This window comes from Sphingomonas sp. (assembly GCF_050725575.1).
Classification (GTDB): domain Bacteria; phylum Pseudomonadota; class Alphaproteobacteria; order Sphingomonadales; family Sphingomonadaceae; genus Sphingomonas.
Map to the genome: position 1 here is coordinate 82577 of NZ_JBOHHW010000015.1, position 26316 is coordinate 108892.

Below are 26316 nucleotides of genomic sequence, written 5' to 3' on the forward strand. Positions count from 1 at the left end.
GGATTCAGCGGAAAAGACACATGACAAGATTGATCGGACTCCCGTTCGCGGTGACCATGTTGCTGGCCGCAATGCCCGTTTCGGCGCAGTCGTCGGCACAGTCGATCGACCGGCCAGCCGAAGACAGCAGCGCGGACAGCGACGACATCTTCGTTACCGCCACGCGCGCGACCACCGCGACCAAGACCGATACCGCGATCGTCGACGTGCCCCAGGCGATCAGCGTCATAACCGCCGATCAGATCGCCGCGCGTGGCGCGACCGGCGTTCAGGAAGCGCTGCGCTATACGCCCGGCGTGCGCACCGAGCCGAATGGCGCGGATTATCGCTTCGACTATGTCACCGGGCGCGGCGGCTTCGACGCGCAATCCTATATCGACGGGATGCGCCAGCCGACCACCTTCTATACATCGCGGGTCGAGGCCTATAATCTCGACCGGATCGAGGTGCTGCGCGGCCCCTCCTCAGTGCTGTACGGCCAGGGCGCCGCCGGCGGAATCGTCAACAGCATCACCAAGCGGCCACAGTTCAAGACCGGTGGTGAGATCGCGGTGCAATATGGCAGCTTCGACCGCAAACAGGTCCAACTCGACCTGACCGGCCCGCTCGACAGCGCCGGCACGGTCGCCGCGCGGCTGGTCGGCGTGGTGCGCGACGCCGACAATCAGAATGATTTCGGCAAGGATGACCGAATCTTCATCGCCCCCTCGCTGCGCTACCGGCCCGACGACCGCACCGACATTGTGCTGGAGGGGCTGTACCAGCGCGACCGCGCCGCCTCGATCTCGACCTTCCTGCCGCTCGGCGCGACATTGCTCGCACCGCCGGGCCGCAAATTGCGCTTCGGCACCTATCTCGGCGAGCCCGGGCTCAACGCATACAACACCGAACAATACAGCATCTCACTGCTCGGCACGCACCGGTTCACCGATGCGCTGACCTTCACCAGCGCGGTGCGCTACAATCATTCCGATACCTACAACGCCAATATCCAGGGCGATTTCTACACCGGCGCGGTCGATCCGTTCCTCGATCCCGACCACCGGTTCTATCCTCGCGTTCGCTCCGACGCGAAGGCGCGGCTGACGATGTTCACCACAGACAATAACCTGCGCGCGGACTTCACCACCGGTGCATTCACCCACAAGCTGTTGTTCGGCATCGATTACCAGCGCGCGACGCTGAAAAGCGCCTTTCTCGATGTCGAAGCCGGCGGTCTGGAGCCGGATCCTCAGTACACAGCGCCGATCGATATCTATGCCCCGGTCTATGGCAATATACCCGGCGGCAGCTTCCTTCAGCAGCCCTATGCGGTCGATACCCAGCTCGGCTTCTACGCGCAGGATCAGATCAACTATGCTGATCGCATCATCCTGGCGCTCGGCGTGCGGCATGACCGCGCGACCTCGTCCGCCGATGACGGCCGGCAGGTCGACAAAGCAACCAGCTTCCGCGCCGGGCTGATCGTCAAGCTCGGCGAGACGATCTCACCCTATGTCAGCTATTCGGAATCCTTCCAGCCGACGATCGGCCTCAACGATTACGGCAAGCGCTTCCTACCGCAGCGTGGCCGGCAATATGAGGCCGGGGTGAAGTGGCAGCCGGATGCCGGCACGCTCGTCGCACTGTCCGCGTTCGACATTCTCGGCACCAACCGGCTCGAAACCGATCCGCTCAACGGCAACAACCAGATCCAGCAGGGCGAAGTGAAATCGCGCGGGTTCGAGATCGAAGCCTCGCGTACCGTCGCGCGCAACTTCACCGTGACCGCCTCGTACAGCCATGTCGCGGCCAAGCTTGGCCGCAGCGCCGATCCGCTCGCGGTCGGCCTGCCGATTTCGGCGGTCCCGCGCGACGAGGCATCGGCCTGGGGCGAGAAGAGCTTCGCGCTGGGCGGCGACATGCTGGCCAGGATCGGCGCGGGCGTGCGCTATGTCGGACCATCGACCGAGGCCGTGATCTTCAACGACATCGTCACCACCGGCGCGGTCGAGCGGCTGACGACACCCGGCTTCACTGTCGCCGATGCGCTGGTCGCGATCGATCGTGGCCGCTGGTCGCTCGCGATCAACGCGACCAATTTGTTCGACAATCAATATTACGCTTCCTGTTCGGTCCGCTCGGCCTGCGGCGCGGGCTATCGCCGCAACGTCATCGGCACGCTCGGCTATCGTTTCTGATGCGATGGCGACAAGGCTTTGGACGATCCCGGCCATTGCGATGATCAGGTTTGAACCCTAGCGCATCACGGCAAGGCGGCGCTGCTTTGCGCGTTCGGACGGGATGTGACGATCATGGCGACGAGTGCGGCCCCCCTGCCGGAATCGACCTCACCCATCACAACGGACCGCTCCTTCCTCGGCCACCCGAGAGGGCTAGCCTATCTCGCCTTCACTGAGGCGTGGGAGCGGTTTTCCTATTACGGCATGACCGCTTTGGTCGTGCTCTATATGGCGCAGCAACTGTTCCAGCCCGGCCATGTCGAGCATGTCGCGGGGCTCTCGGCGTATCGCGGTGCGCTCGAAACCATACTCGGCCCGCTGTCGCCACAGGCGCTCGCGTCGCAGACCTTCGGCTTCTATTCGGGCCTGGTCTATTTCACGCCGATCCTGGGCGGATGGGTCGCCGACCGGCTGCTCGGTGCAAAGCGGACCGTGGTGATCGGCGCGCTGCTGATGAGCGCCGGGCATTTCGCCATGGTGTTCGACCAGAGTTTCCTGCTCGCCTTGCTGCTGCTCATCCTCGGATCCGGATGTCTCAAGGGCAATATCTCGGCGCAGATCGGGCATCTCTATCCAGCCGACGATGAATCGCGACGGACCCGCGCCTTCACCATTTTCAGCATGTCGATCAATATCGGTGCGGTGCTCGGGCCGCTGGTGTGCGGCGGGCTGGCACAGGCCTATGGCTGGCACGTCGGGTTCGGCACGGCCGGCATGTTGATGCTGCTCGCCACCATCACCTATCTGGCGGGGCAGCGCTATCTGCCCGACCAGCGCCCGCGCCGACCCGACCGCGAGGCTGCGGCGCCGTTGACGGGCGCAGAGTGGCGCACAGTGCTGCTGCTGGTGGTCGTGATGGGGATCACGGTGTTCCAGACCATCACCTATTTCCAGTTCTTCAATATCGGCTTGGTGTGGATCGATCGCCATGCCGATCTCGCCACGCCGCTCGGTCATCTTCCCGCGCCCTGGTTCACGTCGGTCGATGCCTTTTTCAGCGTCATCGCGGCGGCGCCTCTGGTCTGGCTCTGGGCGCGCGAGGCCCGGCGCGGGCAGGAATCGAGCGACTTGACCAAGATCGGCATCGGCGCCGTACTCGCTGCGTTCGCGGCCGGCACCATGGCGACTGCAGCGATGCTCGCCGGTGCTGGCACGGTGAGCGCACTGATCCCCTTTGCCGCCTTCGCCCTGGTCGGGGTCGCGTTCCTCTATTACTGGCCGCCCTATCTCGCGCTGATGTCGCGCGCCGCACCATCCAGCGTGAATGCGACAATGATGGGCTGCGCCTATCTGTCGCTGTTCATCGGCAACATCATCATGGGCTGGGTCGGTACGCTGTACGAGACAATGACGCCGGGGACGTTCTGGTTGCTCAATGCTGGCATCTCGATAATCGGCGCGCTGCTGGTGTTGCTGTTCGGCCGCGCGCTCACCTCCCGGTTGGCCGCGAGCCCGAAACCGCTGTAGAATTCCGATGACGCCAGTTCCAACTTAACCGCTTGATAATAAGAGATATTTTATCTTCGCCCAGCTCGCCGTGCGCTAAAGATATGCAACAATGGGTGTAACATATCTCCCCACGGCACCGTCACCCGGCGCGATTCAATCGCCATTCCGGCGCCGCTATCACGGCAGGCATGGAGAAACGCATACAGCGGCGGACGAGCGGATCGGCTCAGTTCGAAATCGTGTTAGGCCGTTTCCCGCCCGCCGCCGGCAATCCCATCATCGCGCGCAGGCGGCGGGCGCAAGCGCGCAGTGCGGTCGCGTCCTGCCGCGCCTTGGCGATCGACATGGCGCCGGTGAACATCGCCACCACCGTATCGGCCAGCCCTGCCGCATCAAAGGCAACGAAATCAGCCCGTCCCGCACGCTCGTCTCGGTCGAGCCGCGCAGCAATCGCCTCCCGCCAGGCGCGATACTCGCCCTCCACCGCACGACGCAGTCCGTCATCGGCGAGCGACAATTCAAGCGCCAGATTGCCGAGCGGACAACCTGAGACCGAACCTTGCCGGTCAAGCGCGTCGGCGGTTTCCTCGAACACGCTGACGATCCCTTCCGCCCCGGACGGCGCGCCATCGACCGCCGCGATCCAGGTATCGGCGATCTCGCCCGACACGCGCTCGGCGACCACTGCCAGCGCGAGATCCTTCTTGGTCGGGAAGTGGTGATAAAGCGCACCGCCGGTCACCGCCGCCGCACGCACCACATCATGCATGCTGGTCGCGCCATAGCCCTGTGCCTGGAACGCACAGGCCGCGGCATCGATCACACGCTTGCGCATCCCTGCCGGGTCATTCTTCCGATACTTCGCCCGTTCCGCGCGCGCCATTCATGCCTCCTGATCCCGTCCGTGATTAGCATCGTTGACAAAACCGGACAACCGGTCTGTTATGGCAGTGCAAAATCAAAAAAAGGGCGAGTCGTGAAACGAATTGGACGATGACTGACGCAGCACAGGGCTTCGACTTCCTTCACGGCGCGTGGCAAGTCACGCACCGCAAGCTCAGTGCCCGGCTGGTGGGCGCGCGGGACTGGTTCGACTTTCCCGGCACGCTCCAGGTCGATCCGGTGCTGAGCGGCCAGGGCAATATCGACCTCAACGCGCTCGACGATCCCAACGGCGCGTATCGCGCGCATTCGCTCCGGCTGTTCGATGCACAGACCGGCCTCTGGTCGATCTGGTGGATCGACCGGCGCACGACCGCGATCGATCCACCGGTGATCGGCGGGTTCGAGGGGCGCAAAGGGACTTTCTTCGGCGATGACCTGTTCACCGGAAAGCCGATCCGGGTGCGCACCACCTATGAACCCATCGACCAGGCGCGCGCGGAATGGACTCAGGCTTTCTCGGCCGACAGCGGCGCAAACTGGGAGGTCAACTGGATCATGGAGTTTCGCCGGCCATGAATCCGACATCTATCCATCTATCGCGCAGGAGACTGATCGGCATGACCGTGACCGGATTTGCGGCACTGAGCAGCGGCGCCCTTGCCGTCGACGCGCCGGCGACTCAGAAAGTGATCGAGCTGCGCCAGTACAAGATCCTTAAGGGCGGCCGCGACGCGATGATCGCCTTATTCGAGCGCGAGTTCGTCGACAGTCAGGAGATGCTCGGCATGCGCCTCATCGGGCAGTTCCGCGATCTCGACGATCCCGACCGCTTCACCTGGATCCGCGAGTTCGAGAGCATGGCGGCGCGTGCTACTGCGCTCAACGCTTTCTATTTCGGCCCGGTCTGGAAGGCGCATCGCAGTGAAGCCAATGCCTTGCTCGACGATAATGACAATGTCCTGTTGCTGCATCCCGCCACCAACGGGCTCGGCTTTGGTCCGCAAGCGCGCCCGGCAATCGCCGATGGTCCGGCAGGCCTGGTGATCGCGACGATCCATTATCTGTGGAAGGACGCCGGCGAGGGCTTCACCAGCTTCTTCAACGAACGGATGCGCCCAACACTCACCGCGGTCGGGCTCCCTGTCCTGTCGGCCTATGTACCCGAACGCGAGCCGAACAATTTCCCGCAATTGCCGGTGCGACAGAGCGAAAAGCTGTTCGTCTGGTTCACCCGCGTGGCGGATACTGCCGCTTATGACAACGCGATGGCAGCGCTGCATGCGGACAAGGTCTGGCAAGCTGCCGCGGGGCCTGCGGTCGACGATTTCGAGGAACGCGCACCGCAAATCCTGCGCCTCGCCCCAGCCCCCCGCTCGGCCTTGCGCTGAGCGGCAGATTGCTCCGCTCCGCCAGCGAGCTAAGCTGGCGCGATGGACCTCAACGCATTCCGCCCCGGCCGGGTGATCGCCATGCTCGGCGCGGCCGTGCTGCTGCTCGCCGCGCCGCATGCAAGGGCGCAGGACTCGGTTCCTTCCCCTGCCCCGTCGCCGTGCCGCATGGTCGGCGATGTGCCGAGCGCTATCGGTGTGCCACAGTTCATCCGCATCGATCCCGCCGCTGCCGCGCGCATGGCCGAGATCGGGCTCGACCGGGCGGGCATCTTCGCGCGCATGGCGGAGACCGCGATCCCGGAAACGATGGGCTGCTGGGCCATGCCGGCGGGCAACTTCGACAGCCAGCTGATCTCGGTCGGTATGGCGCAATGGAATTTCGGCACCGGCAGCCTGCAACCCGTGCTGCAGCGCTGGCGCGACGGGTTCGGTTCTGGCGGAGAGTTCAAGCGCACGCTGAAGGCGCTCGCGCCGACCTATGGCAAATTGCTCTTTTCAAAGGACTGCCGCGCGATACCCGTGCGCGACAAATGCCGCGCCGCGATCCTTGCAGCCGAAGATGCGAGCGGGCAGCTGAACCCGGTGATTGCGGCGGAACTGACCGCGATCTTCGAAAGCGATGCGATGCTGCAGATCCAGACCGACACCTATATCGCGCTGCTCGACGCGGTGCGGCTTGACCTGTTACGCGTCTTTCCCGCCGGGCCGATGACCCTGCGCAAGGTGCGCTGGGCGATCGACACGCGGGTGCAGCAGGGTTTCCTGCCCGGCGACGAGGATGTCGCACGGCTGCGTGCGAAATTGGCTGCGATGTCGGAGGCGGAACGCTGGCCGCGGCTGCGCGCGATCATCGCCTGGTACAAGGCGCTGGCCGAGACGATCGACCAGGATGGCGTGAGCCGCGATCATCAATGGAATGTGCAGCGCTGGAGCTGCATCGATGCCGGCGTGATCGATGCCGAGCAATATGAGTTGCTCAGCCTGACCTTCCTGCGCAGCCGCACCGCAATCGGCAATAGCGGACGGTGGCAAGCGCTGACCTTCGAACGGCGCGCCAAGATCATCCTCGGTATCGGCAGCGTCAGCGGCAAGCGCGATGGCGACTGCCCGGTCCAGCCATCGGCGTCATGATGTTGAAGGCGCGTCAGATCAGCCTGATCAACGCAGTGCCCACCACCGCCACCCCCATCGACAGAAGCGGCGAGCGCCAGATCAGCATCGCGACCATCGCCCCGGCAACGCCCGCCGCCAGTGCTATATCGCCGGCCAGGATCACCGGCACCACGAACGCGGCAAGCGTGCAGGTCGCGAGATGGTCGAGCAGCCGGCGCAGGGAATCGGGCACGCGGTTGGTCGCGACCAGCCAGGCACCGAGGATGCGCGTGGCATAGGTGGCGAGCGCCATCATGCCGATCGCGAGCGCGGTCGTCTCAGCGCCGGGCATCGAGGCCATAGCCGAACAGCGCGCCGCCAAGTGCGCCCGAAATGACCGCCCAATGCGTCGGCATGACAAGCGAGAGTCCCGCCGCCGCACCACCCGCGACGATCCACGGCGGCACGTCGCGCGGTCCCTTTGCGGCGCCAATCAAGACGCAGACGAAAAAGGCCGGCATCAAGGCATCGACGCCGAAATGCCGCGGATCGCCGATCGCCTCGCCGGCAAAAGCGCCGACCAGCGTGCCCGCGACCCAGGTCAGCCAGAGGAACAAGCCCCCGCCCAGCAGATGGCCGAGGTCGCGCTCGCCACGGGCGATTGCCTGGCGAGTCGACGCCCAGTTCGCATCGCTGAGCACCGCAAGCACGGCATAACGCCGCACCGGTGGCGCGGCGCCGAGATAATCGCCGAGCGTCGCGCCGAGCACGACATGACGGCCATTGATCGCCAGCGTGGTCATCAGGATCGCGAGCCAGGGCAATGGGTAATGCCACAGATCGAGCACAGCATATTGCGCCGCCCCGGCAAAGACGAAGCCGCTCATCGCCGCCGCTGCCGCCGGGCTGAGCCCTGCCCCGACCGCCGCCGCACCAAAGCCGATGCCGAATACGGCAACCGCGATCGCTGCGGCGAACAGGTCGCGAAACCCGCGACCGACACCGGCGAAGGACAAGTCTGGTGCGACATCAGGCATGGCGCTCACCCTTATCGAGGCGCGCGGCACGAGCAAGCGACGCGAACGCCAATAGGACGAACATCGCGCCAATCGTTGAAGCCGGCATCATATCCCGTCATAAAAAAGTCATGCCAGATATCGATCAACCCAGTCCGCCCCATTCGGTCGCGATCCTTGCCTATCAGGGGCTGTGCCTGTTCGAATATGCGACCGCGCTGGAGGTGTTGAGCAATCGCCGCTCGGCCGATGGCCAGGCGCTTTACGCAGTGGCCAGTTTCTCACTCGAAGGATCGTCGATCCAGACCGACCGGGGCGTACCGATTACGGTCGAGGCGTCGGATCAAGTGTTTCACGATGCGCAAACCATCATCGTGCCCGGATGGCGTATGGGACCGGTACCGGATCAGATCGCAGCGGCACTGGCCATGGCGCATCGGCGCGGCGCACGGATCGTGTCGATCTGCACCGGCGCGTTCGTGCTGGCGGCGGCGGGACTGATCGACGAGCGGCGCGCGACGACGCACTGGCGATATGCCGAACAACTCGCGCGCGACCATCCACGCGTCTCGGTCGATGCGATGGCGCTCTATATCGATGAGGGCAGCATCCTCACCTCGGCCGGATCGTCGGCCGGAATCGATATGCTGCTCCATCTCATGCGCCGCGACTTCGGATCGGCCGCCTGCAACGCGGCGGCCCGCGCAATGGTCGTGCCACCGCATCGCGAAGGCGGCCAGGCACAATATGCCGAAGCTCCTGTGCCCGAGGTGCATCACAAGGCATTCTCAGCGGTGATCGAACAGTTGCGACGCGATCCCGCAGGCGAGCACCGGATCGAGACGCTCGCCGCGATGGCGGCGATGAGCCCGCGCACCTTCTTCCGTAAATTCCGCGCCGCGACCGGGCACACGCCCTATGACTGGATCCTGCTCGAGCGTATCCGGCTGGCCAAGGCGATGCTCGCGGAAGGTGACCTGCCGGTCGAGCGCATTGCCGAGCGCGCCGGCTTCGGTGCCGCCGATACCTTCCGTCATCATTTCCGCCGTGTCGTCGGCACCACGCCGAGCCAGTTCCGCGCCGCCTTCCAGCATGATGGAGCATTGCTTCAGGCGGCCGAGTAATTGGCGCGATCTGCCGTCCCTTTGGCACTTCGGACGCTCGCCCTTTTCAGCCGGTCGCCAGACAAGCAATCATCAGCAAGTGGAGTGCAAGGGTGATGATTGCGAGAATCTGGAAAGGCGCGGTGCCAACGGCAAAGGCGGCTGATTATCTCGACCTGATGCGATCGGTGTCGCTGCCCGAGTATCGCGCGGTCGAGGGCAATGCGGGCGCCTGGTGCCTCCATCGTCAGGACGGCGACCTCACCCACTTCACCATGCTCACCTTCTGGACCGACATGACTGCGATCACACGCTTTACCGGGAGCGATCCCGACGTGGCGAAATATTATCCGTTCGACCCGGATTTCCTGATCGAGATGACGCCCGGCGTCGAGCATTATGAAATGTTACAGGCCTAAACCATTGTGCGTGCACATGAGTCGCAGGATGGCACACTGGACGAACACCTTCCCAAAAAACGAGTCGCCGTGCGGCCGATTTATGATTAATGAAAGATTGCCGGTTCTGCCGGCAAGCTTTGGGGGGGAATCATGTTTACATTTGGCAAGCGGCTTATGGTCGCTTTGCTCGCGCTATTGGCGAGCTCCTTGATCTACACCGCACCGGCAGCGGCGCAGGCAACGCGGACCTGGGTGTCCGGCGTCGGCGATGACGCCAATCCTTGCAGCCGCACCGCGCCGTGCAAGACCTTTGCCGGCTCCATCTCCAAGACCGCAGCGGGCGGTGAAATCAACTGCCTCGATCCGGGCGGCTTCGGCACGGTGACGATCACCAAATCGATCTCGATCATCTGCGAGAACAACCCGGAGGCCGGCATCACCTCGCCAGGTGTCAACGGCTTCATCATCAACGGCACCAACGTCAGCGTCGTGCTCGCCGGCATCGATCTGGAAGGCCTGGGCAACACCTCGACGACGGCAGGCGTCAACGGCATCACTTTCCTCAATGGCGCATCGCTGATCGTGCGCAACATGAAGATCCGCGGCTTCCGCAATAGTTACGGGATCAATTTCGCGCCGAGCGGAAATGCGCAGTTGTTTGTACAGGATACACTGATATCCGACAGCGGCAGCGCAACGAATGTCGCAACGGGTGGTATCAACGTGGCGCCCGCCGCCGGCATGACTGCGCGGGTCACGATCAACAATTCGCAAATCGTCAACAACCTCAACGTCGGTGTGCGCGTCGACACCACGGGTGTCGTTGGGTCAAAGATCGTTGCATCGATCGTCAATACCCAGCTGGTCAACAATGCCAACGGCATTCTGGTCAAGACACCGGTCAACACGGGCTCGGCGGATTTCACGCTGGTCGATTCGAATATTGCACAGAATGCGAATTTCGGTTTGATCATCAATGGTGCCGCAACAATCGCTCGGGTCGGCAACACCACGATCACCAATAACGGCACAGGCATCACTCTGCTGAACTCAGCGATCGTGAAAAGCTATGGCGACAATCGACTCGATGGCAATACCACGGCTGATGGGGCGTTCTCGTTACCTAATCTCGTGAAGAAATAAGCTGTTACAGACCTGTTCTGAGAATAGCACCCGGCTGGCAACGGTCGGGTGTTTTCATGGAAGACGCCAGGCTCCAGGACGGAATTTCCTCCGGTTGCCCTGATCGCGCGCTTTTGTTAACGTCCCCGCGCTTACGGCTTCGGGGCGAAGCCAACGACAAAAAGGGTGATGACCATGGAACGTATCGACGCCAATCATAGCGAAAACAGCGCAGCGCCGATGTCGGGCGACACGCGCGATACCTGGGTCAAGCCCGAGATCGTTTTCTTCGACGTCGTGCCCACAACCGAGGCTAACACGATCAATCCCGGCGACGCGCTCAGCAGCAATAGCTGAAATAGCGACCTGGAATTCCGGTACAGCTTCGGCGGGCTGAGGCTCACCAGCGGCATAGAATTGCATCAACTCAGAGCCGATGGTCGCGGAGAGTTCGCGTCTATCGGCTCTGTGATGTCGATCTCGATCGAGGATGCCGCGCCTCCCCTGCCGGATCAGATTCTCTATCGCTGGCACGGCCGTTACGGCCTGGTCCTCGGCACCTGTGGCGAGGACTGGCTAATGGCGTCCGCCTTTGACGGAGTCTTTCTCATCAACATCGCCAGGCGGACGATCCGTTGCTTTGTGACGCGATTTAAAGATCCCGCTTGGCTCGACGTCTTTGTGCGGCGCGTCCTGCCACGCGTCGCGATCCTGTGCGGCGCGACGGCGATCCATGCCGCTGCGGTCGCCAGCCATGGTGGCTCCCTGCTTCTCCTGGGCGCATCGGGTGCCGGCAAGTCGACCTTGTCGGCATCGCTCGGGGCAGCGGGCTGGGACGTGCTGAGCGATGATATTGCGATCCTGCGACACGACACCGTAGCCGAGGCGATGCCGGCGACCACCGGCGTCTGCGTCTGGAACGACAGCCGAGCGGGATTGAAGCTGCCCGCTTCCTTGTGCCAGCCGATGCCTGGATACGAAGGCAAGGTCCGCTTCGTGCCGCAACGCGAGGAGGACATCGTGCCCGTGCCACTCAGGGCACTTATATTTCTCGCCCGATCGAGCGACGTCGATCACCCCAGGTTCGAACAATTGTCGGGTAGCGAAGGCCTTGCCCGGGCGATGCAGCAACGAATCCGGTTCAATCCCGCCGATGCGTCGGGGTGCGAGACGACCGGGACATTCGCCCGGATCGGTGCGATCGTACGCGAAACGCCCTGTTATCGCATGGTTTATCCGGCCAGCTATGACGCATTGCCTGACGTGGCGTCGGCACTGGCAACCATGGTGCAGCCATGAGCGAAGCGGCCCGCAATCCCTATGACCTGACTGACGCGGATCATGATTATCCGGCGCGCGATGGGCCGCCACTCCGCACCATATTGATCTGCACGCACCCCCGCTCCGGCAGCACATTGCTCGGTGAGGCCCTGTATTTCGCGGGCGGGCTCGGCTGTCCGCTGGAATATTTCCATCGCGGCTTTCGCCCCGGCCTTGCCGGGCGCTGGGGCACAGCCGGGATCGGACAGCATATCGCCACTGTCCACCGCCTCCGGACCGATCCGGGCGGCACCCTGTCGGTCAAGCTGTTCTGGCGTGACATCGAGGATATGGCTGCCGAACTCGATCCGGAACGATTCGGCATGTTACAAGAGACGCCACCGGGCGCCGTTGCGCCTGAAACCTACCGCGCAATCGCCGCGCTGCTGTCGGAAGCCTTCCCCAACCCCAGCTATGTTCACCTCGAGCGACGCGACCGGATACGCCAGGCCGTGTCCGGTCTCGCTGCGGTCCAGACGAATTTGTGGCGAGTGATCGCTGACCGGGACGTACAGCCCGCAAAGGGTGAAGCCGATTACGACTTCGACCGGATCGACGGCTATATTCGCTACGCGGATTTCTGCCACGGGCACTGGCGCAATTTCTTCGCGGCAATCGGCGTCACGCCCTGCACGCTCAGCTATGAGGCATTGGTGGCGGACTATACGGGCGCGGTCACCGGCACGCTCACCCAACTCGGCAGCGACGCAGCCGTGCCGTCGGCCCGGATGAGGCGTCAGTCCGACGCGATCAATGAGCGCCTGGTCCTCGCCTATCTGCGCGACCCCCGTCGCAATCGATCCTGACAGCCGTGATCGGAGATCACATACCGACGGCGTTTTCGAGCCACAGGTCCATGGCGACGACAAACCAGATCGGCCCGAGCGTCGTGCGGGTGAGCGGTTCGGTCGATCGTGCCTCACGCCATGCCTGCGCCGGCTCGAACATGTGTGCAAGGCGTGCGCCATCAACCCAGCCGAGTTGCACCGGAAGCAGCTTTTCCGGCGGGCGCTCGCGCAACCGCTCGGCAATGACATCGACGATGCTGGAGATGAACACCGCCTTGTCCTGACGCGTACGGACCAGCTCGGGCAAGCTGCCGCGCATCGCTTCCCGCAGGATATGCTTTTTCTCACCATTGCGCCTGAGCATCCGGCCTGACGCGCCCATGAAGAAATGAGCCAGGCGCAGATCGTGCATCGGATGACGCATCTCGACCCCATGCTGCTCGGCATAGGCCAGAATAGGGTCGTGAGCGATATGGCGTCGCGCATGCGCGAACACCGCATAGCGCTGCTTCTGGCTATAAAGGGGCGGATCGACCGGATAGTCACTGTCGCGCCAACGCTCATCAAGCCTCACGCGTGCGGCCCAATCGGAACGGATCCACGGCGGCAATCCACTATCGAGGCGCAAATGCGGCAGCAGGAACTGGCGACGATGACGCGGGCTGACCAGCGGCGCCAGGCCAAGGAACGCGGCGCGGCGCAGGCGCACGAAAGCCGACGGGTCGGAGAATTGCGACATGCCTTCGCGCATCAAGGCGCCGATCCGGCCGGCCCGCAGCAGATCGGGGAAATGCCCATATCCACCTGCCATCCAATCGTCGCCGCCCTCACCGGTCAGCAACACGCGTCCGCCCTCACCTTCCAACAAGCGGAAGGCCGCCGTGGTGGTGTCGAACACATTGGGGCGTACGGGCAATTGCAATGTATCGGCGCACCATTTCGCGGCATCGGGAAGCGAATAAGGCTCGGCCGCCGTCACCCGCGCAGTGATGCCGAGATGCCGCTCGACCGCGCTGCTCCACACCGTCTCGTCCTGCACTTCGCCCGGGAAGCGCGCCGTGACCGCGCCGACCTGACGATCGATCCGCCCGGCGCGGTGCAGCTCCGTCGCCCGGGCGACGACTGAAGAGGAATCGAGCCCGCCCGAGAGATGCGACACGACCGGCGTCACGCTGCGCATCGCCGCGATCAGCGCCTGGTCGAACAATTCGTTGAAGCGGTCGACATGATCGTCGTCCGATAAAGCGGAGAGATCCTCGAACGCGGCGGCATGCCAGTGCCACAACCGCACCGTGCCGTTTTCCAGCGCCAGTGCGCCGCCCTGTTCGAGACGGTGGACCCCGCTCCAAAAGGTTTCGGTGTGCGTTACGAAGCGCGCGGCGATGAACTCGCCGATCGCCGCTTCATTGAGTCGCCGCTCTAGCCCAAGCCCAACAACCAGCGCGCGCGGTTCGGTCGAGAAGCCGAAACAACCGCTTCCGAAGGTCCACAGAAACGGACGCCAGCCCATTGGTGAGCGCGCGCAGAACAGGCGGCGCCGGCCGGGCTGCCAGATCGCCAAGGCCCAGTCACCGACCAGGTCCGTCAGGAAGCGTTCACCCCGTGCCTCGAATAATGCCAGCGCAATCTCACAATCCGGCGACTGCGCCAGCACGCACCCCCGTTCGCCGAGCAGAGCCAGCAGGTCCGCGCGATTGTCGAGCCGTCCGTCGAACGCGATCGTCGCGCCCGAGGCCCCGGTAAAGGGCTGGCGCTCGCCGACCGCTTCAGGGGTGGTGGCGTGGTGATGGCGGATCAGGCCGGCCGGTCCGACATGCCAGGCCGTAGTCCCATCGAACCCGCGGCGCGGCGATGCGGACGCCATCCGGTCGAGCAGCGCCGTGGTGACGTCTCGGCCGTCGGTCAGGATGACACCGGCGATGCCACTCAAGAGAGTTTATCGCCCGGTTCGAGCAGGCCACCCGCCAGGGCTTCGGCGACAAAGGCATTGACGTCGGTCGCCACGGTATGGCGCGGTGCGTCATGACGCGCGGCGAGCGTATCGATGATCGTATCCACGCCTTCGCCCCGGGCAACACGGCGCCATATCTCCGAGGCGATCGGATTCAGACCGTGATATGTCTCGTCGCGCAGGTCGAAAAGTACCAGTTCGCCCTCAACATCCTGCCAGACGATGCGATCGGATGGTGTCGGCGGCAAAAGGCTCACTCCAGTCATGGATCGGGAATGAGCCGATATCGCGCAAAGCGGCCGTCATGAACAGCCGGACGGTCGGCACTCTATCGCGCCGTTCCCCATGCCCGCATGAAGGTGTCGATCGCTGCCTCGATATCCTGCGCGACGGTCCTCGGGTTGCGGAATCCCTCGATCCCGAGCAGCATTTCCTGGAAGCAGCCCGACTTGCACATCGACGCAAACTGCTGAGCCGCAACCATCGGTTCGCCTGACCGCAATCGCCCATCCGCCATCGCCACCCCGATATAGGCGGCGAGCCGCGCCCGGCCGCGTTGCGGGCCGCGTTCGTAGAACAGCACGCCGAGCTCGGGGAATCGCTGCGCCTCCCCCATCACGATGCGGTGCAGTGCCACGATCGGCTCGGACAGGATCGTCGCCATCATCGCGGTCGCAAAGCGGCGCAGCGTCGGCTCGATCGGCCCGGCCGGGTCGAGCTCCACCGTCAGCGCACTGCTGTACTGACCGGCGATATCGTCGACCACCGCCGCGAACAGGTCCTGCTTGGACGGAAAATAGGACCAGAGCGTGGTCTTCGATCCACCCACCGCCGCGACGATCGTCGACATGGCAGTCTGGCCATAGCCATCGGCGAAGAAGGCGTCGCGCGCCGCATCGACAAAGGCCTGGCGCCGCAATGCGCGGCTATCCGGCTGCTTCGCGGCAACAGCCGGATTGACCACGACAAAGGCGGAGCCGTGCACATCCTCATCGCTCGATTGCGTGAGCGCGACGCTGGAGGGGTCAGTAATACTATCTGGTATCATTTTGATTGACAGCCGAAACGAACAAGGTCAGGGGCGAATGATACCAGATAGTATCAGGCCTGACCATGCGTCGATTCTCCGTTTCCTTTTCGGCGTGCCCCGTCGCGCTCGCCGCCGCACTCCTTGCCGCTCCGCTGGGCGGCTGCGTGACCGTGCCCGATCTCGGCACCAAGCCCGAACCGCGCAGTGCCGCGACGCTCGACTCGGCGCAAACGTTGCGGACCACCACCAGCACGACTCAGGCCTGGCCGGAGGCGGCATGGTGGACGGCGTTTGGCGACCCCCAGCTCAACGGGCTGATCGACGAAGCGCTGAAAGCCTCGCCCGACGTGGCCGCCGCAGTGGCGCGGATCAACGCCGCCGACGCGCTGGCGCGGCAGACCGGCGCCGCATTGCTGCCCAGCCTGAGCGTTGACGGCACAGCCGGCGGCAACAAGCAGAGCAAGACTCTCGGCATCCCGCCGCAGTTCGTGCCCGACGGCATCCAGGATACCGGCCGGTTGACCGCGACCGCCTCGTTCGACCTCGACTTGTGGGGGAAGAACCGCGCCGCGCTGGCCGCTGCGACTTCCGAAGCCGAAGCGGCGCGAGTCGATGCCGATCAGGCGCGGCTGATGCTCGCCACCAATGTTGCCGCTGCTTATGCCGAGCTGGCGCAATATCATGCCGAGCGCGATGTCGCGGTCGAGGCGCTGCGCGTGCGCGGCGCGACCGCGAAACTGACCGCCGAGCGCGTTGCGGTCGGCGTCGATGCGCTGGGCAGCCAGCGCCAGGCGGAATCGCGCGTCCCCGCCGCCCGCGCCGACATCGCCGCACTTGACGAAGCGATCGCACTGACCCGCAACCGGCTGGCGGCGCTGATCGGCGCCGGACCCGATCGCGGGCTCACGATCGCGCGACCAACGCTTTCCCCCACCTCGGCCGGATTGCCCGACAATGCCGGGATCGACCTGATCGGGCGCCGCCCCGACATCGTTGCGGCGCGGTTGCGCGCCGAGGCGGCGGCCAAGCGGATCAAGGTCGCAAAGGCCGATTTCTATCCCAATATCAACCTGTCGGCGGTGGTCGGGCTGCAGTCGCTTGGACTCGGCCAGCTGTTCAAGGGCGGATCCAGCTATGGCAATGCCGGACCGGCTGTCTCGCTGCCGATCTTCGACGGCGGGCGCATCCGCGGTCGCTATGTCGAGGCGCGCGCCAATTACGATACCGCGGTTGCGCAATATGATGGCGTGCTGATCGCCGCGCTGCGCGAAGCCGCCGATGCGGTGGCCAGCCAGAACGCACTCGGCCAGCGGCTCGCACAGCAGCGCGAAGCGCTGACCGCCGCCACCGACGCCAGCCGCATCGCGGCGCTGCGCTACAAAGGCGGGCTGTCGACACTGCTGCCCGTCCTGACCGCCGATGATTTCGAACTCACCACCCGGCGCGCCGTCGTCGATCTCGAGGCACGTCGTGTCGCGCTCGACATCGCACTGATCCGCGCGGTCGGTGGTGGCTACCGCATGACACCCAAGATGATGGGGGAGATAAAATAATGGCCGACGCCCCGACACCACAGCCAGTCGCAATCGAAACCGAAACCGCCGCCGCTCCGCCGACCGCCGGCAAGCGCCGCAGGCTGCTGACCATCCTCGCCATTGTCGTGGTGGTGATCGCGGTCCTGTGGGGCCTGTGGTATTTCATCTTCGAGGCCGGACGCGTCCACACCGACAATGCCTATGTCGGCGCGGATTCGGCGCAGGTGACGGCGCTCGTCTCCGGCCCGGTGACCGAAGTCCGTGTCGGCGGGACTCAGGCCGTGAAGAAGGGCGACATATTGGTCGTCCTCGATGATGCCGATGCGAAGATCGACGTCGCCACCGCCGAGGCCGCGCTGCGTCTGGCGCAGCAGCGGTTCGGGCAATCCGCGGCACAGGCGGATTCCGCCCGCGCCAGGGTCCAGTCGCGCGACGCGGAGATCGCCCAGGCGCGCGCGCGCCTGATCGACGCCGATGCGACGCTTGAACGCACCCGGATCGAGCTTGCCCGCCGCCAGCAGCTGATCAGCAGCGGGGCGGCATCGGGCGAGGAACTGAGCAGCGCGCGCGCCGCCTATGACAGCGCGCGTGCCGCACGCGAGCTGGCCAAGGCCGGGATCACCTCCGCCATCGCCACGCAGAATTCGGCCGGCGGCGACGCCGTGGCGAGCGAAGCGCTGGTGCGCGGCACCACGATCGATACCAACCCCGATGTGGCGAGCGCACGCGCCCGGCTCGACAAGGCGCGGCTCGATCTGGCGCGCACCGTGATCCGCGCGCCGGTCGACGGCATCGTTACCAACCGCCAGGTACAGGTCGGCCAGCGCATTGCTGCCGGCGTACCGATCATGACTCTGGTCCCGATCGCCAGTGCTTATGTCGACGCCAATTTCAAGGAGAGCCAGCTGCGCCATGTGAAGATCGGCCAGCCGGTCGAACTGACCTCCGACTATTATGGCGGCGACGTGGTGTTCCACGGCACGGTCACCGGCTTTGCCGGCGGCACCGGTGCCGCCTTCTCGCTGATCCCGGCGCAGAACGCGACCGGCAACTGGGTCAAGGTGGTGCAACGCCTGCCGGTGCGCGTGACGATCGATCCGAAGGACCTGAACGCTCATCCGCTGCGCGTCGGCCTGACGATGGACGCCGTCATCGACACGCGCGGCAAGTGAGATGGCCGACACTGAAAATCCGGGGAGTGAGGTCGAGCCGACCCCATTGAGCGGCGGGAAACTGCTGCTGGCGGGCATCGCGCTCGCACTCGCCAATTTCGTCGTCGTCCTCGACGTGACGATCGCCAATGTCTCGGTCCCGCACATCGCGGGTGGGCTGGCGATCTCACCGACCCAGGGGACCTGGGTGATCACCTCCTATTCGGTGGCCGACGCGATCAGCGTGCCGCTGACTGGCTGGCTCGCTTCGCGCTTCGGCACAGTGCGCTGGTTCATCATGTCGCTGCTTGGCTTCGGCTTCTTCTCGATGATGTGCGGCCTGTCGCGCAGCCTGGAAATGCTGGTTGTCTTCCGCATCCTGCAGGGATTGTCGGGCGGGCCGCTGATGCCCTTGTCGCAGAGCCTGTTGCTGCGCGTGTTTCCCAAGAAGATGGCGGGCGCGGCCATGGGGCTATGGGCGATGACCACGGTGTGCGCACCGGTCGCCGGCCCGATCCTGGGCGGAACGATCAGCGACAATTGGTCCTGGCCGTGGATCTTCTTCATCAACCTGCCGGTCGTCGCTTTGTGCATCTTCGTCGTCACCCGGCTGATCACACCGTTCGAAACCAAGAAGGCCAAGGTCGGCATCGACATTGTCGGCCTGGTCCTGCTGGTGGTGTGGGTCGGTGCGTTCCAGCTGATGCTCGACACCGGGCGCGAGCATGACTGGTTCTCCTCGCCCTTTGTCGTCGCGATGGCGATCATCGCCGGGATCGGCTTCCCCGCTTTCGTGATCTGGGAACTGGGCGAAAAGAACCCGATCGTCGACATCAAGGTGTTCCGGCATCGCGGCTTCACCGTCGGAACGATCGCGGTGGCGCTTGGCTTCGGCGCCTTCTTCGCCTCGGTCGTGCTGACGCCTTTGTGGTTGCAATCGGTGGTCGGCTATACTGCGACCGAAGCCGGCTATGCGACGGCGTTCGTCGGTGTGTTCGCGGTGCTGATGTCGCCGATTGCCGCACGGCTGATCGGCAAGGTCGATCTCCGCATCACGGTCTGTGCCGGGATCACCTGGCTGGCGGTGATGTCGCTGTTGCGGGCGGGATGGAGCACGGATTCCGATTTCTGGACGCTGTCGATGCCGCAATTGCTGCAGGGGATCGGCATGCCGTTCTTCTTCATCGGCCTGACCGCGCTGGCGCTGTCGGCGGTGAAGCCGAGCGAGACCACGTCGGCCGCGGGTATCATGAGCTTCGTGCGCACCCTTTGCGGCGCGGTCGGTACGGCCATGGCGACCACTGCTTGGGACAGTGCGTCGCGGGTCAGCCGCTCCGACATGGTGCCCTCGCTCAATGGTGTCAGCGAGACCATGGCGACGATGGAGTCACGCGGCATGTCGACCGAACAGGCGCGCGGCGCGGTCGACCGGCTGGTCGATGCGCAAGCCTCGACGATCGGCGCCACTCATGTCTTCACCCTCGCCTTCGTGATCTTCCTGATCGCAGCGGCGATCGTATGGCTCGCGCCCAAGCCAAAGGGCGGCATCGGGATGGGCGCGGCGCATTAGGGTCCGAAACCCGGATCCCGCAGCCCCGGCTGTTCCCCGGCGACAGGCCCCCCGCCGGGGAACAGCCCTTCACGGCACTGGCCTCCTGCCCGGGCTCGATCGCCTCTGCGCGGATCTCGAATGATTCAAACCTGTAGCGGTTCATGCCATCCGGGTGTCAGGACAAGCCCATCCACGGGCCGCCGCCGCTCTTTGACATGACTGGAAATATAGGGTGATCGCCGGTGCTGTTCCGCGCGGAACAGCACCGGGTGCGTGCTGTTATGCTGCTGTTTCCATGCTGTTATTTAATAACAGCATATTTGCCAGCAAAGTATTGAAAATACGCCAGAAAATCCGGCCCGAAATCCAACTTAACAGCAGTGAAAAAATTGCCGCTGATAAACAGCATGAAACAGCACGCGGCGAAGGCCGCTGGGGCATCCGTGACATTCCCCGGCGATTCCCTCAAACCGCCGGGGAACGCACTTCACGTCGTCGCGATCACCTCGACCGGCTTCATGCGCGGCACGAGGATATGGATCAGCGCCAGCGCGATCAGATACACGCTGCCGGCAACCGCGAAGATAAGCGTGTAGCTGCCGGTGGTTTGCAGCACATAGCCGACGAACTTCGCCATCAGCATGCCGCCGATCGCGCCCGCCGTGCCGCCAATGCCGACCACCGATCCGACTGCCGCGCGCGGGAACATGTCCGACGGCAGTGTGTAGAGATTGGCCGACCAGGCCTGATGCGCGGCGGTGGCGAGACCGAGGATCGCGACCGCGGCCCAGAGATGGTCGACATATTGCGCGAAGAAGATCGGCGTCACCAGGAACGCGCAGGCGAGCATGGTCAGCTTGCGCGCGCGATTGGCCGGCAGGCCGCGCTTCATCATCTTCGACGACGCCCAGCCACCGGCGACGCTGCCGAAATCGGAGATGAGGTAGATCACCACCAAAGGTGGACCGAAGGTCAGCAGATCGAGGCCGTACGCCTTGCCGAGGAAATCGGGCGTCCAGAACAGGAAGAGCCACCAGATCGGGTCAGTCATGAACTTGCCCAGCGCGAACGCCCAGGTCTGGCGATAGCGTAACAGCTTGAACCAGCTGATGCGCTCGACCGGATCGACCGGATCGCTTTCAATATAAGCGAGCTCGGCCGCGCCGACCTTGGTGCTTTCGCGCGGCCGGCGATACAGCGCGATCCACGCGACGAGCCAGATCAGGCTGGCGGCGCCGGTGATGATGAACGCCATGCGCCAGCCATAGGCGATGGTGATGACCGGCACGAGCAGCGGCGTCAGCACCGCGCCGATATTGGCGCCGGCGTTGAACACACCGGTGGCAAAGGCGCGTTCCTTGGCCGGAAACCATTCCGACACCGCCTTGATGCCCGACGGGAAATTGCCGGATTCACCGACGCCGAGGATGAAGCGCGCAATCGAGAATTGCGCCGCGGTGGACACGAAGCCGCACAGCGTATGGCCCGCCGTCCAGATCACGAACGCGATCGAATAGCCGACCCGCGCACCGAGCCGGTCGACGATCCACCCGAAACTGAGATAGCCGATCGCGTACGCCGCCTGGAACCAGAAGATCACATCGGCAAAGGTCGTCTCCGACCAGCCGAGATCACCCGAGATGGTCGATTTGAGCACCCCGATCATCTGCCGGTCGACATAGTTGATCGCCGTCGCGGCGAACAACAGGGAGCAGATCAGCCAGCGATAGCGGCCCATCCGTTCAGCGGCACTGGCCACGACTGTATCGCGTGTCGGCATTAGCTCTCTCCCGGATGGTTCGCGCCGTTCTGTGCGGCGATGATACAGTCGATCGACAATGTCGTGCCGAAGCGGGCCTCGACCCGGTCGCCCGCTTCGACCGGGTGTACGCCAGTTACCGCGCCGGTCGAAATCCACTGGCCGGGTTCGAGCGGCACACCGCGTCGCGCCGCCAGCCCGGCAATGAAGCGCACCGCGCCCCATGGCCCGTCAAGCATGGTCGCGGTCGTCGCGCTGCCCACCTCGATGCTGTTGATCAACAGCGTGACCGGGATCGCATCGAGATCGGCGTGTTGCCAGCCGGGTAATTCGGCGCCAACGAGCAAGCCGTTATTATTGCCGAAATCGGAGACCGTCACTGCCGGCCCAAGCTCGTTGATGGTCGGGAGCGGCGAGCTGGCGATCTCGATGCCGATCGCAACGCGGTCGACCAGCGCCCGTGCCTCCTCCAGCGTCCACTCGGTCTTGGCCGGGTCGGGTCGGGCGCCGATACGCAGAATGAACTCCGCTTCGGCGGCGGCAAAGCCACCACCGATCACGGACATCGCCACCGTATCGCCATTGTCCGTCGCGATACTGTCAGCGAAGATCGGCCCGGCAAGACGGTTGGCGCCGAGCCGGTCGGAGGCCGGCGGATTGATCCGCCCGACCTTCCACCCGCCGACCGTGCCGCCGCGCAGGCCGATGGCCAGGCGCTGGATCTCATAGGCATCCTCGAGCGATTGCGGCAGCACACCGGGATAATCGCCCAGCGGCTGCGCATCGCGGCGTGCGGCGACAAAACGGGCAGCGGTCGATTGCAGCCCGTCGTGAAGCGTTGCCGTATCGCCTGGTAAAGTGTCGCGAGTCATGCCGTCCTTCCATGATATATACTGTCGCCGGGGTCGAATTGCCGCCCGGCAAATGTGTCGGTCTGTGCCGCAGCGAGCGAATCACAGGCCGGGCAAGCGACCGACGATGCGGCCTGGGCCTTTGTACAGGCGGAGAGAATGGTCACGCGACCGGCCACAATAAAGGCTGGCGGATCGGGAAGTTGCGCACCACCTCGGCCACTGTCGGGTCTGCATTGAGCGAGCGCCACAGCGTCAGCCAGTCGGCACGGTCCAGCGCCTCGCCACCGAACAACAGGCTCGGCTGGCGCACCGGCAAATCGTCGAAATATTCGACATCTTTTGCATGGGGCCAGGTCCGCTTGTCGCGGATGAACGGCGCCATGAAGGCGATCGCCTTGCCGATCCCGCGCCCATCGGCGGTGGCGAAATGCCACAGGTCATTGTCGCGCGCGAGCAGCCGGCACGCGCCAGCCAGCACGTCGAGATTGAACAGCGAATAGCTGTACGGCTTGGTCCGGGCGAGTTCGAGCGGCTGGCTGCCATCGGGGGCGATCTGGTGCGGGATGATCGTCCCGGTCAGCCGAGCGCGCGCGTCGTCGAGTACCGCCCTGTCGCCGACCAGCGATGCGAAGGCCGCGGCCTGAAGCAACCAGCAGGTGCCGTGATTGTTGGTCTGGTCGCGCTCTTCCCTGCCAGCCGCCGATGTGGTCAGCCAGGAGAGGTAGGCGCGGAACCAGCCCTCGACGCCCGCGCGGATCGCTGCATAGCCGGGTGCATCGGTGCGGCCGAGCAGCTCGGCAGCGCGCGCGACTTCGACGATCTGCAGCGTATCGATAATGCCGATGGCGCGACCGGTATTGATGCCGATGATCGCCTGTGCATGCGCGAGATTGGGCGTCATGCGCGTCGCCGGATCGACGAACCAGGCCATGAGATGCGCCACCGCGTGATGTGCGTAACGCGCATCCTTCGACAGTGACCAGGCGGCGGCCAGCGCCGGCATCTCCACCCCGAAACGGATCAGCGCATCACGGTGCCCGTCGAACTTGGCAGGGTTGGAAAAGCCGTCGCGACGAATGTAGGGGCCATTCGGGTTGGCTGGATCGGGCCACCAATAATCCCCTTCCGAATAATAATCGTGACGCGTCCCCGGGCTGCGCGGTGCGGAAATGGCGGTGATCGTGCGCGGCGCGCGCGTGAGAAAGGTCGATCCGGACCGCATTACCCGCGCACGTTCGATCGCCGCCAGGTCGAGCGGCGCGGGCGCGGCAATCGCCCGACCGGTCAGCGCCAGACAGGCCGTACCGATCAGCAATTCGCGTCGGGCGATCATGTGGCGGCTCCCGGATCACAGGGGGTCGGCTTGCCGGCCGCAAATGCCCATTGCGTGTGCCAGCGCAGCGGATGACCCGGCGACACGCGCGTGCGCGGGAAGGCGGCAATCCATGGGCTGTCGGGGAAATGCTGCGTCTCCAGCGCAATGCCGCCATGACGCGCCAGCGGCCGGCCCGCGGCATCCCGGTCGCTGCCGTCGAGCACATTGGCGGTATAGACCTGCATGCCGGGCTCGGTGGTCGCGACAGTCATCGTGCGGCCCGATACCGCATCGCTGAGCCGCGCCGTCCCGCCACGATCGAGCACCAACATATGGTCGAGCCCGTCAGCGATCAGCAGATCGGCCGACTGCAGCAAGGGGCCGAGTTGCCGTGCTTTCGAAAAGTCGAGCGGACCGCCGGTAACCGGCAGCAGCGCACCGGTCGGGAGGCGACGCGCGTCGGTGGCGACCCAGCGCCGCGCATCGACCGCAAGGCTGTGGCACGCCACGCTGCCGCTATTGCCCGACAGGTTGAAATAGCTGTGATTGGTCAGGTTCGCGACGGTCGGCCGATCCGACGTCGCGGCGATGTCGAGGGTCAAGACATTGGCGTTGCGCGCCAGACTGTAACGCGCTTTCACCACAAGCGCGCCGGGAAAGCCTTGCTCGCCGTCCTTGCTGTGCAGAACCAGTTCGACCCCCACCGTCTGGCGAGTTGTGAAGGTCCGCCCCTGCCATAGCCCGCGGTCGAAGCCGGGATCGCCGCCATGCAACGTGACGCCGGTGGCATTGACCGCGAGCGGATAGGTCTTGCCGGCGACCGGCACCGCGCCGCGCAACCGCCCGGCATAGCGCCCGACAATCGCGCCATAGCGGCGGCGACCAGCGACGAACCCGGCTAGGTCGCCGGGCGTGAGGACGACATTCTCGATCCTGCCCGCCTGATCCGGCACGCTGATCCGCGCGATCGCCGCGCCATAGTCGATGATCTCGACCGTCATGCCGCCTCCATTGGTCAGGGTGTAACGTTGCACCGCGCGACCATCGGCGAGCGTGCCGTAGGACGAGGTCGAAACAGCCGCACGGGGCACCGCCGCGCCAGTCAGCAGGCCGAGCGCTGGCAGCGTCAACGCCCATCGGAGGAGGCGGGGCAACGCCATCAACGCGCGTCGATACGATAGAAGAGCGCGAGTGTGCCTTCGCTGGATCGGGGAAAGCGCCCCGGCCCCCAGGCCCAATCGGCACGGGTCAGCAACGCATCCAGTTCGCCCGCCGGCCACTTCATTTCCTTGTAGCGCCAGCTCGCCTGCTCGCCGCGATAGGCGCTCAGGAAATCGGTCGCCTTGCGCAGGCCCCGGCCCTTGTCGTCGGCATAATTCCACAGATCGAGGTCGAGGCAGCCGGCGATCTCGGCCACGTCATAGGCCGGCTCGAGCGCGTAGATCGAATAATGGAAGCTGCGCGTGCGGGTCAGTTCGGCAGGGAGCGAGCCCGACGGATCGAACTGCACGGCGATGCGGCGCTTTGGGAATTCCGTCACGGTCTTGCGCGCAATGTCCGGGCGGCGGGCGAACAGCGCATATTGGGTGAGCTGCGCGTCGAACCACATGCCGTGATTATTCTTCGCCGCCTGTTCCTCGCGCCCCGTCGGGCTGGTCAGCATCCAGTCGATATAGCGGCCGAACCACGCTTCCAGTGCCTTGTTCTCCGCAGCGCTCAGCGCACCCGACGGACCGATCAGCCCGACCGCATCGACCACCGGCTGAAACGCATTGGTATCGAGTACACCCTCGGCCCGGCCATTCTCCCGGCCCGGCACGGCCTGGGCGAATGTCGCATTGGGGTTCATCGCCGTCGCCGGGTCGAGGAACCAGGTACGGATGACCTGTGCGGCTTTGTCAGCATATTTGCGGTCGCCGCTGTAATAATAGGCGAGCGACAATATTTCGGCATCGCTGCTCATCCGGCCGATCGCGGTGCGGTCGTAGGATTTTGTGTCGCGCTTCGGATTCACCTCGCCATCGCGACGCAAATAGGGACCCGAGGGATTGGCCGGATCGGGCCACCAATAAGGCGCGATGCTGAGATAATCGTGGCGATCGTCGGACAAGGGGATGGTGGTCTTGTCCATCACCGATCCGGGCTTACGTTTGAGCGCCGCGTCGGCGCGCTCGATCAATGCGGCATAGGCTTTCGCTACCGCCGGATCGCTGTCGCGCGCTGCCTTGATCGCTTCGAGCTGGTCAGGCTTGAGATAGAAAGTGCGCCGTCCGCCGAACGCTGCGGCATATCCGTCCTCTGCGCGGCATGCCGATAGCTTGGCGGGCGCGCGCAAGGAAAAATTCGCCGCTGCCGAAGGGGTTCCGGCAGCGGCGAAAAC

26 protein-coding genes are annotated in these 26316 nt (G+C 64.7%); 14 read left to right on the top strand and 12 right to left on the bottom strand.

Annotation, left to right across the window (positions count from 1 at the left end; genetic code table 11):
• Positions 1 to 20 precede the first annotated feature (20 nt).
• Positions 21 to 2180 (top strand): TonB-dependent siderophore receptor, encoded by a 2160-nt coding sequence (locus ACRECS_RS12560; protein WP_431583304.1) that lies wholly within the window; start codon positions 21 to 23, stop codon positions 2178 to 2180.
• 114 nt (positions 2181 to 2294) lie between these two features.
• Positions 2295 to 3689 (top strand): peptide MFS transporter, encoded by a 1395-nt coding sequence (locus ACRECS_RS12565; protein WP_431583305.1) that lies wholly within the window; start codon positions 2295 to 2297, stop codon positions 3687 to 3689.
• Between the two features lie 208 nt (positions 3690 to 3897).
• On the opposite strand, the gene ACRECS_RS12570 is transcribed toward ACRECS_RS12565, so the two are convergent.
• The gene (locus ACRECS_RS12570; RefSeq protein WP_431583306.1) at positions 3898 to 4554 is read right to left on the bottom strand and encodes a TetR family transcriptional regulator; all 657 of its coding nucleotides are present in this window, start codon (positions 4552 to 4554) and stop codon (positions 3898 to 3900) included.
• Positions 4555 to 4664: 110 nt separating this feature from the next.
• On the opposite strand from ACRECS_RS12570, the gene ACRECS_RS12575 reads away from it, so the two are divergent.
• The 3 genes from ACRECS_RS12575 to ACRECS_RS12585 are packed head-to-tail and all read left to right on the top strand — an operon-like array spanning position 4665 to position 7078.
• Positions 4665 to 5132, top strand: a complete 468-nt coding sequence (locus tag ACRECS_RS12575) for a DUF1579 domain-containing protein (protein ID WP_431583307.1) — start codon at positions 4665 to 4667, stop codon at positions 5130 to 5132.
• 41 nt (positions 5133 to 5173) lie between these two features.
• Positions 5174 to 5944, top strand: coding sequence for an NIPSNAP family protein (locus tag ACRECS_RS12580; RefSeq protein WP_431583308.1), 771 nt, complete (start codon positions 5174 to 5176; stop codon positions 5942 to 5944).
• Between the two features lie 42 nt (positions 5945 to 5986).
• Positions 5987 to 7078, top strand: a complete 1092-nt coding sequence (locus ACRECS_RS12585; RefSeq protein WP_431583309.1) for a hypothetical protein — start codon at positions 5987 to 5989, stop codon at positions 7076 to 7078.
• 13 nt (positions 7079 to 7091) lie between these two features.
• On the opposite strand, the gene ACRECS_RS12590 is transcribed toward ACRECS_RS12585, so the two are convergent.
• Together ACRECS_RS12590 and ACRECS_RS12595 are read right to left on the bottom strand one after the other, a co-directional pair.
• Positions 7092 to 7400, bottom strand: coding sequence for an AzlD domain-containing protein (locus tag ACRECS_RS12590; protein ID WP_431583310.1), 309 nt, complete (start codon positions 7398 to 7400; stop codon positions 7092 to 7094).
• Positions 7378 to 8076: an AzlC family ABC transporter permease gene (locus tag ACRECS_RS12595; protein ID WP_431583311.1), complete on the bottom strand. Its 699-nt coding sequence runs from the start codon at positions 8074 to 8076 to the stop codon at positions 7378 to 7380. The genes ACRECS_RS12590 and ACRECS_RS12595 overlap by 23 nt, the downstream gene beginning before the upstream one ends.
• Positions 8077 to 8186: 110 nt before the next feature.
• On the opposite strand from ACRECS_RS12595, the gene ACRECS_RS12600 reads away from it, so the two are divergent.
• Positions 8187 to 9179 (top strand): helix-turn-helix domain-containing protein, encoded by a 993-nt coding sequence (locus tag ACRECS_RS12600; protein WP_431583312.1) that lies wholly within the window; start codon positions 8187 to 8189, stop codon positions 9177 to 9179.
• A gap of 92 nt (positions 9180 to 9271) precedes the next feature.
• A complete protein-coding gene (locus ACRECS_RS12605) occupies positions 9272 to 9577 on the top strand; it encodes an antibiotic biosynthesis monooxygenase family protein (RefSeq protein ID WP_431583313.1) in 306 nt (101 codons plus the stop codon).
• Positions 9578 to 9771: 194 nt separating this feature from the next.
• Here the strand turns inward: ACRECS_RS12605 and ACRECS_RS12610 are convergent, their stop codons facing one another.
• Complete coding sequence (locus tag ACRECS_RS12610) at positions 9772 to 9969, bottom strand: hypothetical protein (RefSeq protein ID WP_431583314.1); 198 nt, start codon at positions 9967 to 9969, stop codon at positions 9772 to 9774.
• On the opposite strand from ACRECS_RS12610, the gene ACRECS_RS12615 reads away from it, so the two are divergent.
• The 4 genes from ACRECS_RS12615 to ACRECS_RS12630 all read left to right on the top strand — a co-directional run bounded on the left by ACRECS_RS12615 (position 9941) and on the right by ACRECS_RS12630 (position 12807).
• Positions 9941 to 10702: a hypothetical protein gene (locus ACRECS_RS12615; RefSeq protein ID WP_431583315.1), complete on the top strand. Its 762-nt coding sequence runs from the start codon at positions 9941 to 9943 to the stop codon at positions 10700 to 10702. The genes ACRECS_RS12610 and ACRECS_RS12615 overlap by 29 nt on opposite strands.
• Positions 10703 to 10876: 174 nt before the next feature.
• Positions 10877 to 11038 carry a hypothetical protein gene (locus ACRECS_RS12620; protein WP_431583316.1) on the top strand — a complete coding sequence of 54 codons (162 nt, stop codon included), beginning with the start codon at positions 10877 to 10879 and terminating at the stop codon, positions 11036 to 11038.
• Between the two features lie 114 nt (positions 11039 to 11152).
• The gene (locus ACRECS_RS12625) at positions 11153 to 11980 is read left to right on the top strand and encodes a hypothetical protein (RefSeq protein WP_431583317.1); all 828 of its coding nucleotides are present in this window, start codon (positions 11153 to 11155) and stop codon (positions 11978 to 11980) included.
• Positions 11977 to 12807, top strand: a complete 831-nt coding sequence (locus ACRECS_RS12630) for a Stf0 family sulfotransferase (protein ID WP_431583318.1) — start codon at positions 11977 to 11979, stop codon at positions 12805 to 12807. The genes ACRECS_RS12625 and ACRECS_RS12630 overlap by 4 nt, the downstream gene beginning before the upstream one ends.
• Before the next feature lie 16 nt (positions 12808 to 12823).
• On the opposite strand, the gene ACRECS_RS12635 is transcribed toward ACRECS_RS12630, so the two are convergent.
• The 3 genes from ACRECS_RS12635 to ACRECS_RS12645 form a co-directional block, all read right to left on the bottom strand.
• Entirely contained in the window at positions 12824 to 14719 is a 1896-nt protein-coding gene (locus tag ACRECS_RS12635) for an asparagine synthetase B family protein (RefSeq protein WP_431583319.1), read from the bottom strand.
• Entirely contained in the window at positions 14716 to 14988 is a 273-nt protein-coding gene (locus ACRECS_RS12640; protein ID WP_431583320.1) for a PqqD family protein, read from the bottom strand. Before ACRECS_RS12640 ends, ACRECS_RS12635 begins: the two co-directional genes overlap by 4 nt.
• 80 nt (positions 14989 to 15068) lie before the next feature.
• A complete protein-coding gene (locus tag ACRECS_RS12645; protein ID WP_431583321.1) occupies positions 15069 to 15788 on the bottom strand; it encodes a TetR/AcrR family transcriptional regulator in 720 nt (239 codons plus the stop codon).
• A gap of 65 nt (positions 15789 to 15853) precedes the next feature.
• On the opposite strand from ACRECS_RS12645, the gene ACRECS_RS12650 reads away from it, so the two are divergent.
• The 3 genes from ACRECS_RS12650 to ACRECS_RS12660 are packed head-to-tail and all read left to right on the top strand — an operon-like array spanning position 15854 to position 20026.
• Positions 15854 to 17323: an efflux transporter outer membrane subunit gene (locus tag ACRECS_RS12650; protein ID WP_431583322.1), complete on the top strand. Its 1470-nt coding sequence runs from the start codon at positions 15854 to 15856 to the stop codon at positions 17321 to 17323.
• Complete coding sequence (locus ACRECS_RS12655) at positions 17323 to 18477, top strand: HlyD family efflux transporter periplasmic adaptor subunit (protein ID WP_431583323.1); 1155 nt, start codon at positions 17323 to 17325, stop codon at positions 18475 to 18477. The genes ACRECS_RS12650 and ACRECS_RS12655 overlap by 1 nt, the downstream gene beginning before the upstream one ends.
• A 1-nt stretch (position 18478) precedes the next feature.
• On the top strand, positions 18479 to 20026 hold the full coding sequence (locus tag ACRECS_RS12660; protein ID WP_431583324.1) for a DHA2 family efflux MFS transporter permease subunit: 1548 nt from the start codon (positions 18479 to 18481) through the stop codon (positions 20024 to 20026).
• A 469-nt stretch (positions 20027 to 20495) separates the two neighbouring features.
• Here the strand turns inward: ACRECS_RS12660 and ACRECS_RS12665 are convergent, their stop codons facing one another.
• The 5 genes from ACRECS_RS12665 to ACRECS_RS12685 all read right to left on the bottom strand — a co-directional run bounded on the left by ACRECS_RS12665 (position 20496) and on the right by ACRECS_RS12685 (position 26271).
• Positions 20496 to 21788, bottom strand: a complete 1293-nt coding sequence (locus ACRECS_RS12665) for an MFS transporter (protein WP_431583325.1) — start codon at positions 21786 to 21788, stop codon at positions 20496 to 20498.
• Positions 21788 to 22639: a 2-keto-4-pentenoate hydratase gene (locus ACRECS_RS12670; protein ID WP_431583326.1), complete on the bottom strand. Its 852-nt coding sequence runs from the start codon at positions 22637 to 22639 to the stop codon at positions 21788 to 21790. Before ACRECS_RS12670 ends, ACRECS_RS12665 begins: the two co-directional genes overlap by 1 nt.
• Before the next feature lie 142 nt (positions 22640 to 22781).
• Complete coding sequence (locus ACRECS_RS12675; RefSeq protein ID WP_431583327.1) at positions 22782 to 23954, bottom strand: alginate lyase family protein; 1173 nt, start codon at positions 23952 to 23954, stop codon at positions 22782 to 22784.
• Entirely contained in the window at positions 23951 to 25066 is a 1116-nt protein-coding gene (locus tag ACRECS_RS12680; RefSeq protein ID WP_431583328.1) for an aldose epimerase family protein, read from the bottom strand. The genes ACRECS_RS12675 and ACRECS_RS12680 overlap by 4 nt, the downstream gene beginning before the upstream one ends.
• 29 nt (positions 25067 to 25095) lie before the next feature.
• A complete protein-coding gene (locus ACRECS_RS12685; RefSeq protein WP_431583329.1) occupies positions 25096 to 26271 on the bottom strand; it encodes an alginate lyase family protein in 1176 nt (391 codons plus the stop codon).
• Positions 26272 to 26316 lie beyond the last annotated feature (45 nt).

Bases quoted from the DNA above. Each gene is read 5' to 3' on its own strand.
- ACRECS_RS12560 (WP_431583304.1), top strand. From the start codon at position 21: ATGACAAGATTGATCGGACTCCCGTTCGCGGTGACCATGTTGCTGGCC.
- ACRECS_RS12565 (WP_431583305.1), top strand. From the start codon at position 2,295: ATGGCGACGAGTGCGGCCCCCCTGCCGGAATCGACCTCACCCATCACA.
- ACRECS_RS12570 (WP_431583306.1), bottom strand. From the start codon at position 4,554: ATGGCGCGCGCGGAACGGGCGAAGTATCGGAAGAATGACCCGGCAGGG.
- ACRECS_RS12575 (WP_431583307.1), top strand. From the start codon at position 4,665: ATGACTGACGCAGCACAGGGCTTCGACTTCCTTCACGGCGCGTGGCAA.
- ACRECS_RS12580 (WP_431583308.1), top strand. From the start codon at position 5,174: ATGACCGTGACCGGATTTGCGGCACTGAGCAGCGGCGCCCTTGCCGTC.
- ACRECS_RS12585 (WP_431583309.1), top strand. From the start codon at position 5,987: ATGGACCTCAACGCATTCCGCCCCGGCCGGGTGATCGCCATGCTCGGC.
- ACRECS_RS12590 (WP_431583310.1), bottom strand. From the start codon at position 7,400: ATGGCCTCGATGCCCGGCGCTGAGACGACCGCGCTCGCGATCGGCATG.
- ACRECS_RS12595 (WP_431583311.1), bottom strand. From the start codon at position 8,076: ATGCCTGATGTCGCACCAGACTTGTCCTTCGCCGGTGTCGGTCGCGGG.
- ACRECS_RS12600 (WP_431583312.1), top strand. From the start codon at position 8,187: ATGCCAGATATCGATCAACCCAGTCCGCCCCATTCGGTCGCGATCCTT.
- ACRECS_RS12610 (WP_431583314.1), bottom strand. From the start codon at position 9,969: ATGATCGAGATCGATTTGGTGATCGTCACCGTGCCGAAGCCGCCCGGA.
- ACRECS_RS12620 (WP_431583316.1), top strand. From the start codon at position 10,877: ATGGAACGTATCGACGCCAATCATAGCGAAAACAGCGCAGCGCCGATG.
- ACRECS_RS12625 (WP_431583317.1), top strand. From the start codon at position 11,153: ATGTCGATCTCGATCGAGGATGCCGCGCCTCCCCTGCCGGATCAGATT.
- ACRECS_RS12630 (WP_431583318.1), top strand. From the start codon at position 11,977: ATGAGCGAAGCGGCCCGCAATCCCTATGACCTGACTGACGCGGATCAT.
- ACRECS_RS12645 (WP_431583321.1), bottom strand. From the start codon at position 15,788: ATGATACCAGATAGTATTACTGACCCCTCCAGCGTCGCGCTCACGCAA.
- ACRECS_RS12650 (WP_431583322.1), top strand. From the start codon at position 15,854: ATGCGTCGATTCTCCGTTTCCTTTTCGGCGTGCCCCGTCGCGCTCGCC.
- ACRECS_RS12655 (WP_431583323.1), top strand. From the start codon at position 17,323: ATGGCCGACGCCCCGACACCACAGCCAGTCGCAATCGAAACCGAAACC.
- ACRECS_RS12660 (WP_431583324.1), top strand. From the start codon at position 18,479: ATGGCCGACACTGAAAATCCGGGGAGTGAGGTCGAGCCGACCCCATTG.
- ACRECS_RS12665 (WP_431583325.1), bottom strand. From the start codon at position 21,788: ATGCCGACACGCGATACAGTCGTGGCCAGTGCCGCTGAACGGATGGGC.
- ACRECS_RS12670 (WP_431583326.1), bottom strand. From the start codon at position 22,639: ATGACTCGCGACACTTTACCAGGCGATACGGCAACGCTTCACGACGGG.
- ACRECS_RS12675 (WP_431583327.1), bottom strand. From the start codon at position 23,954: ATGATCGCCCGACGCGAATTGCTGATCGGTACGGCCTGTCTGGCGCTG.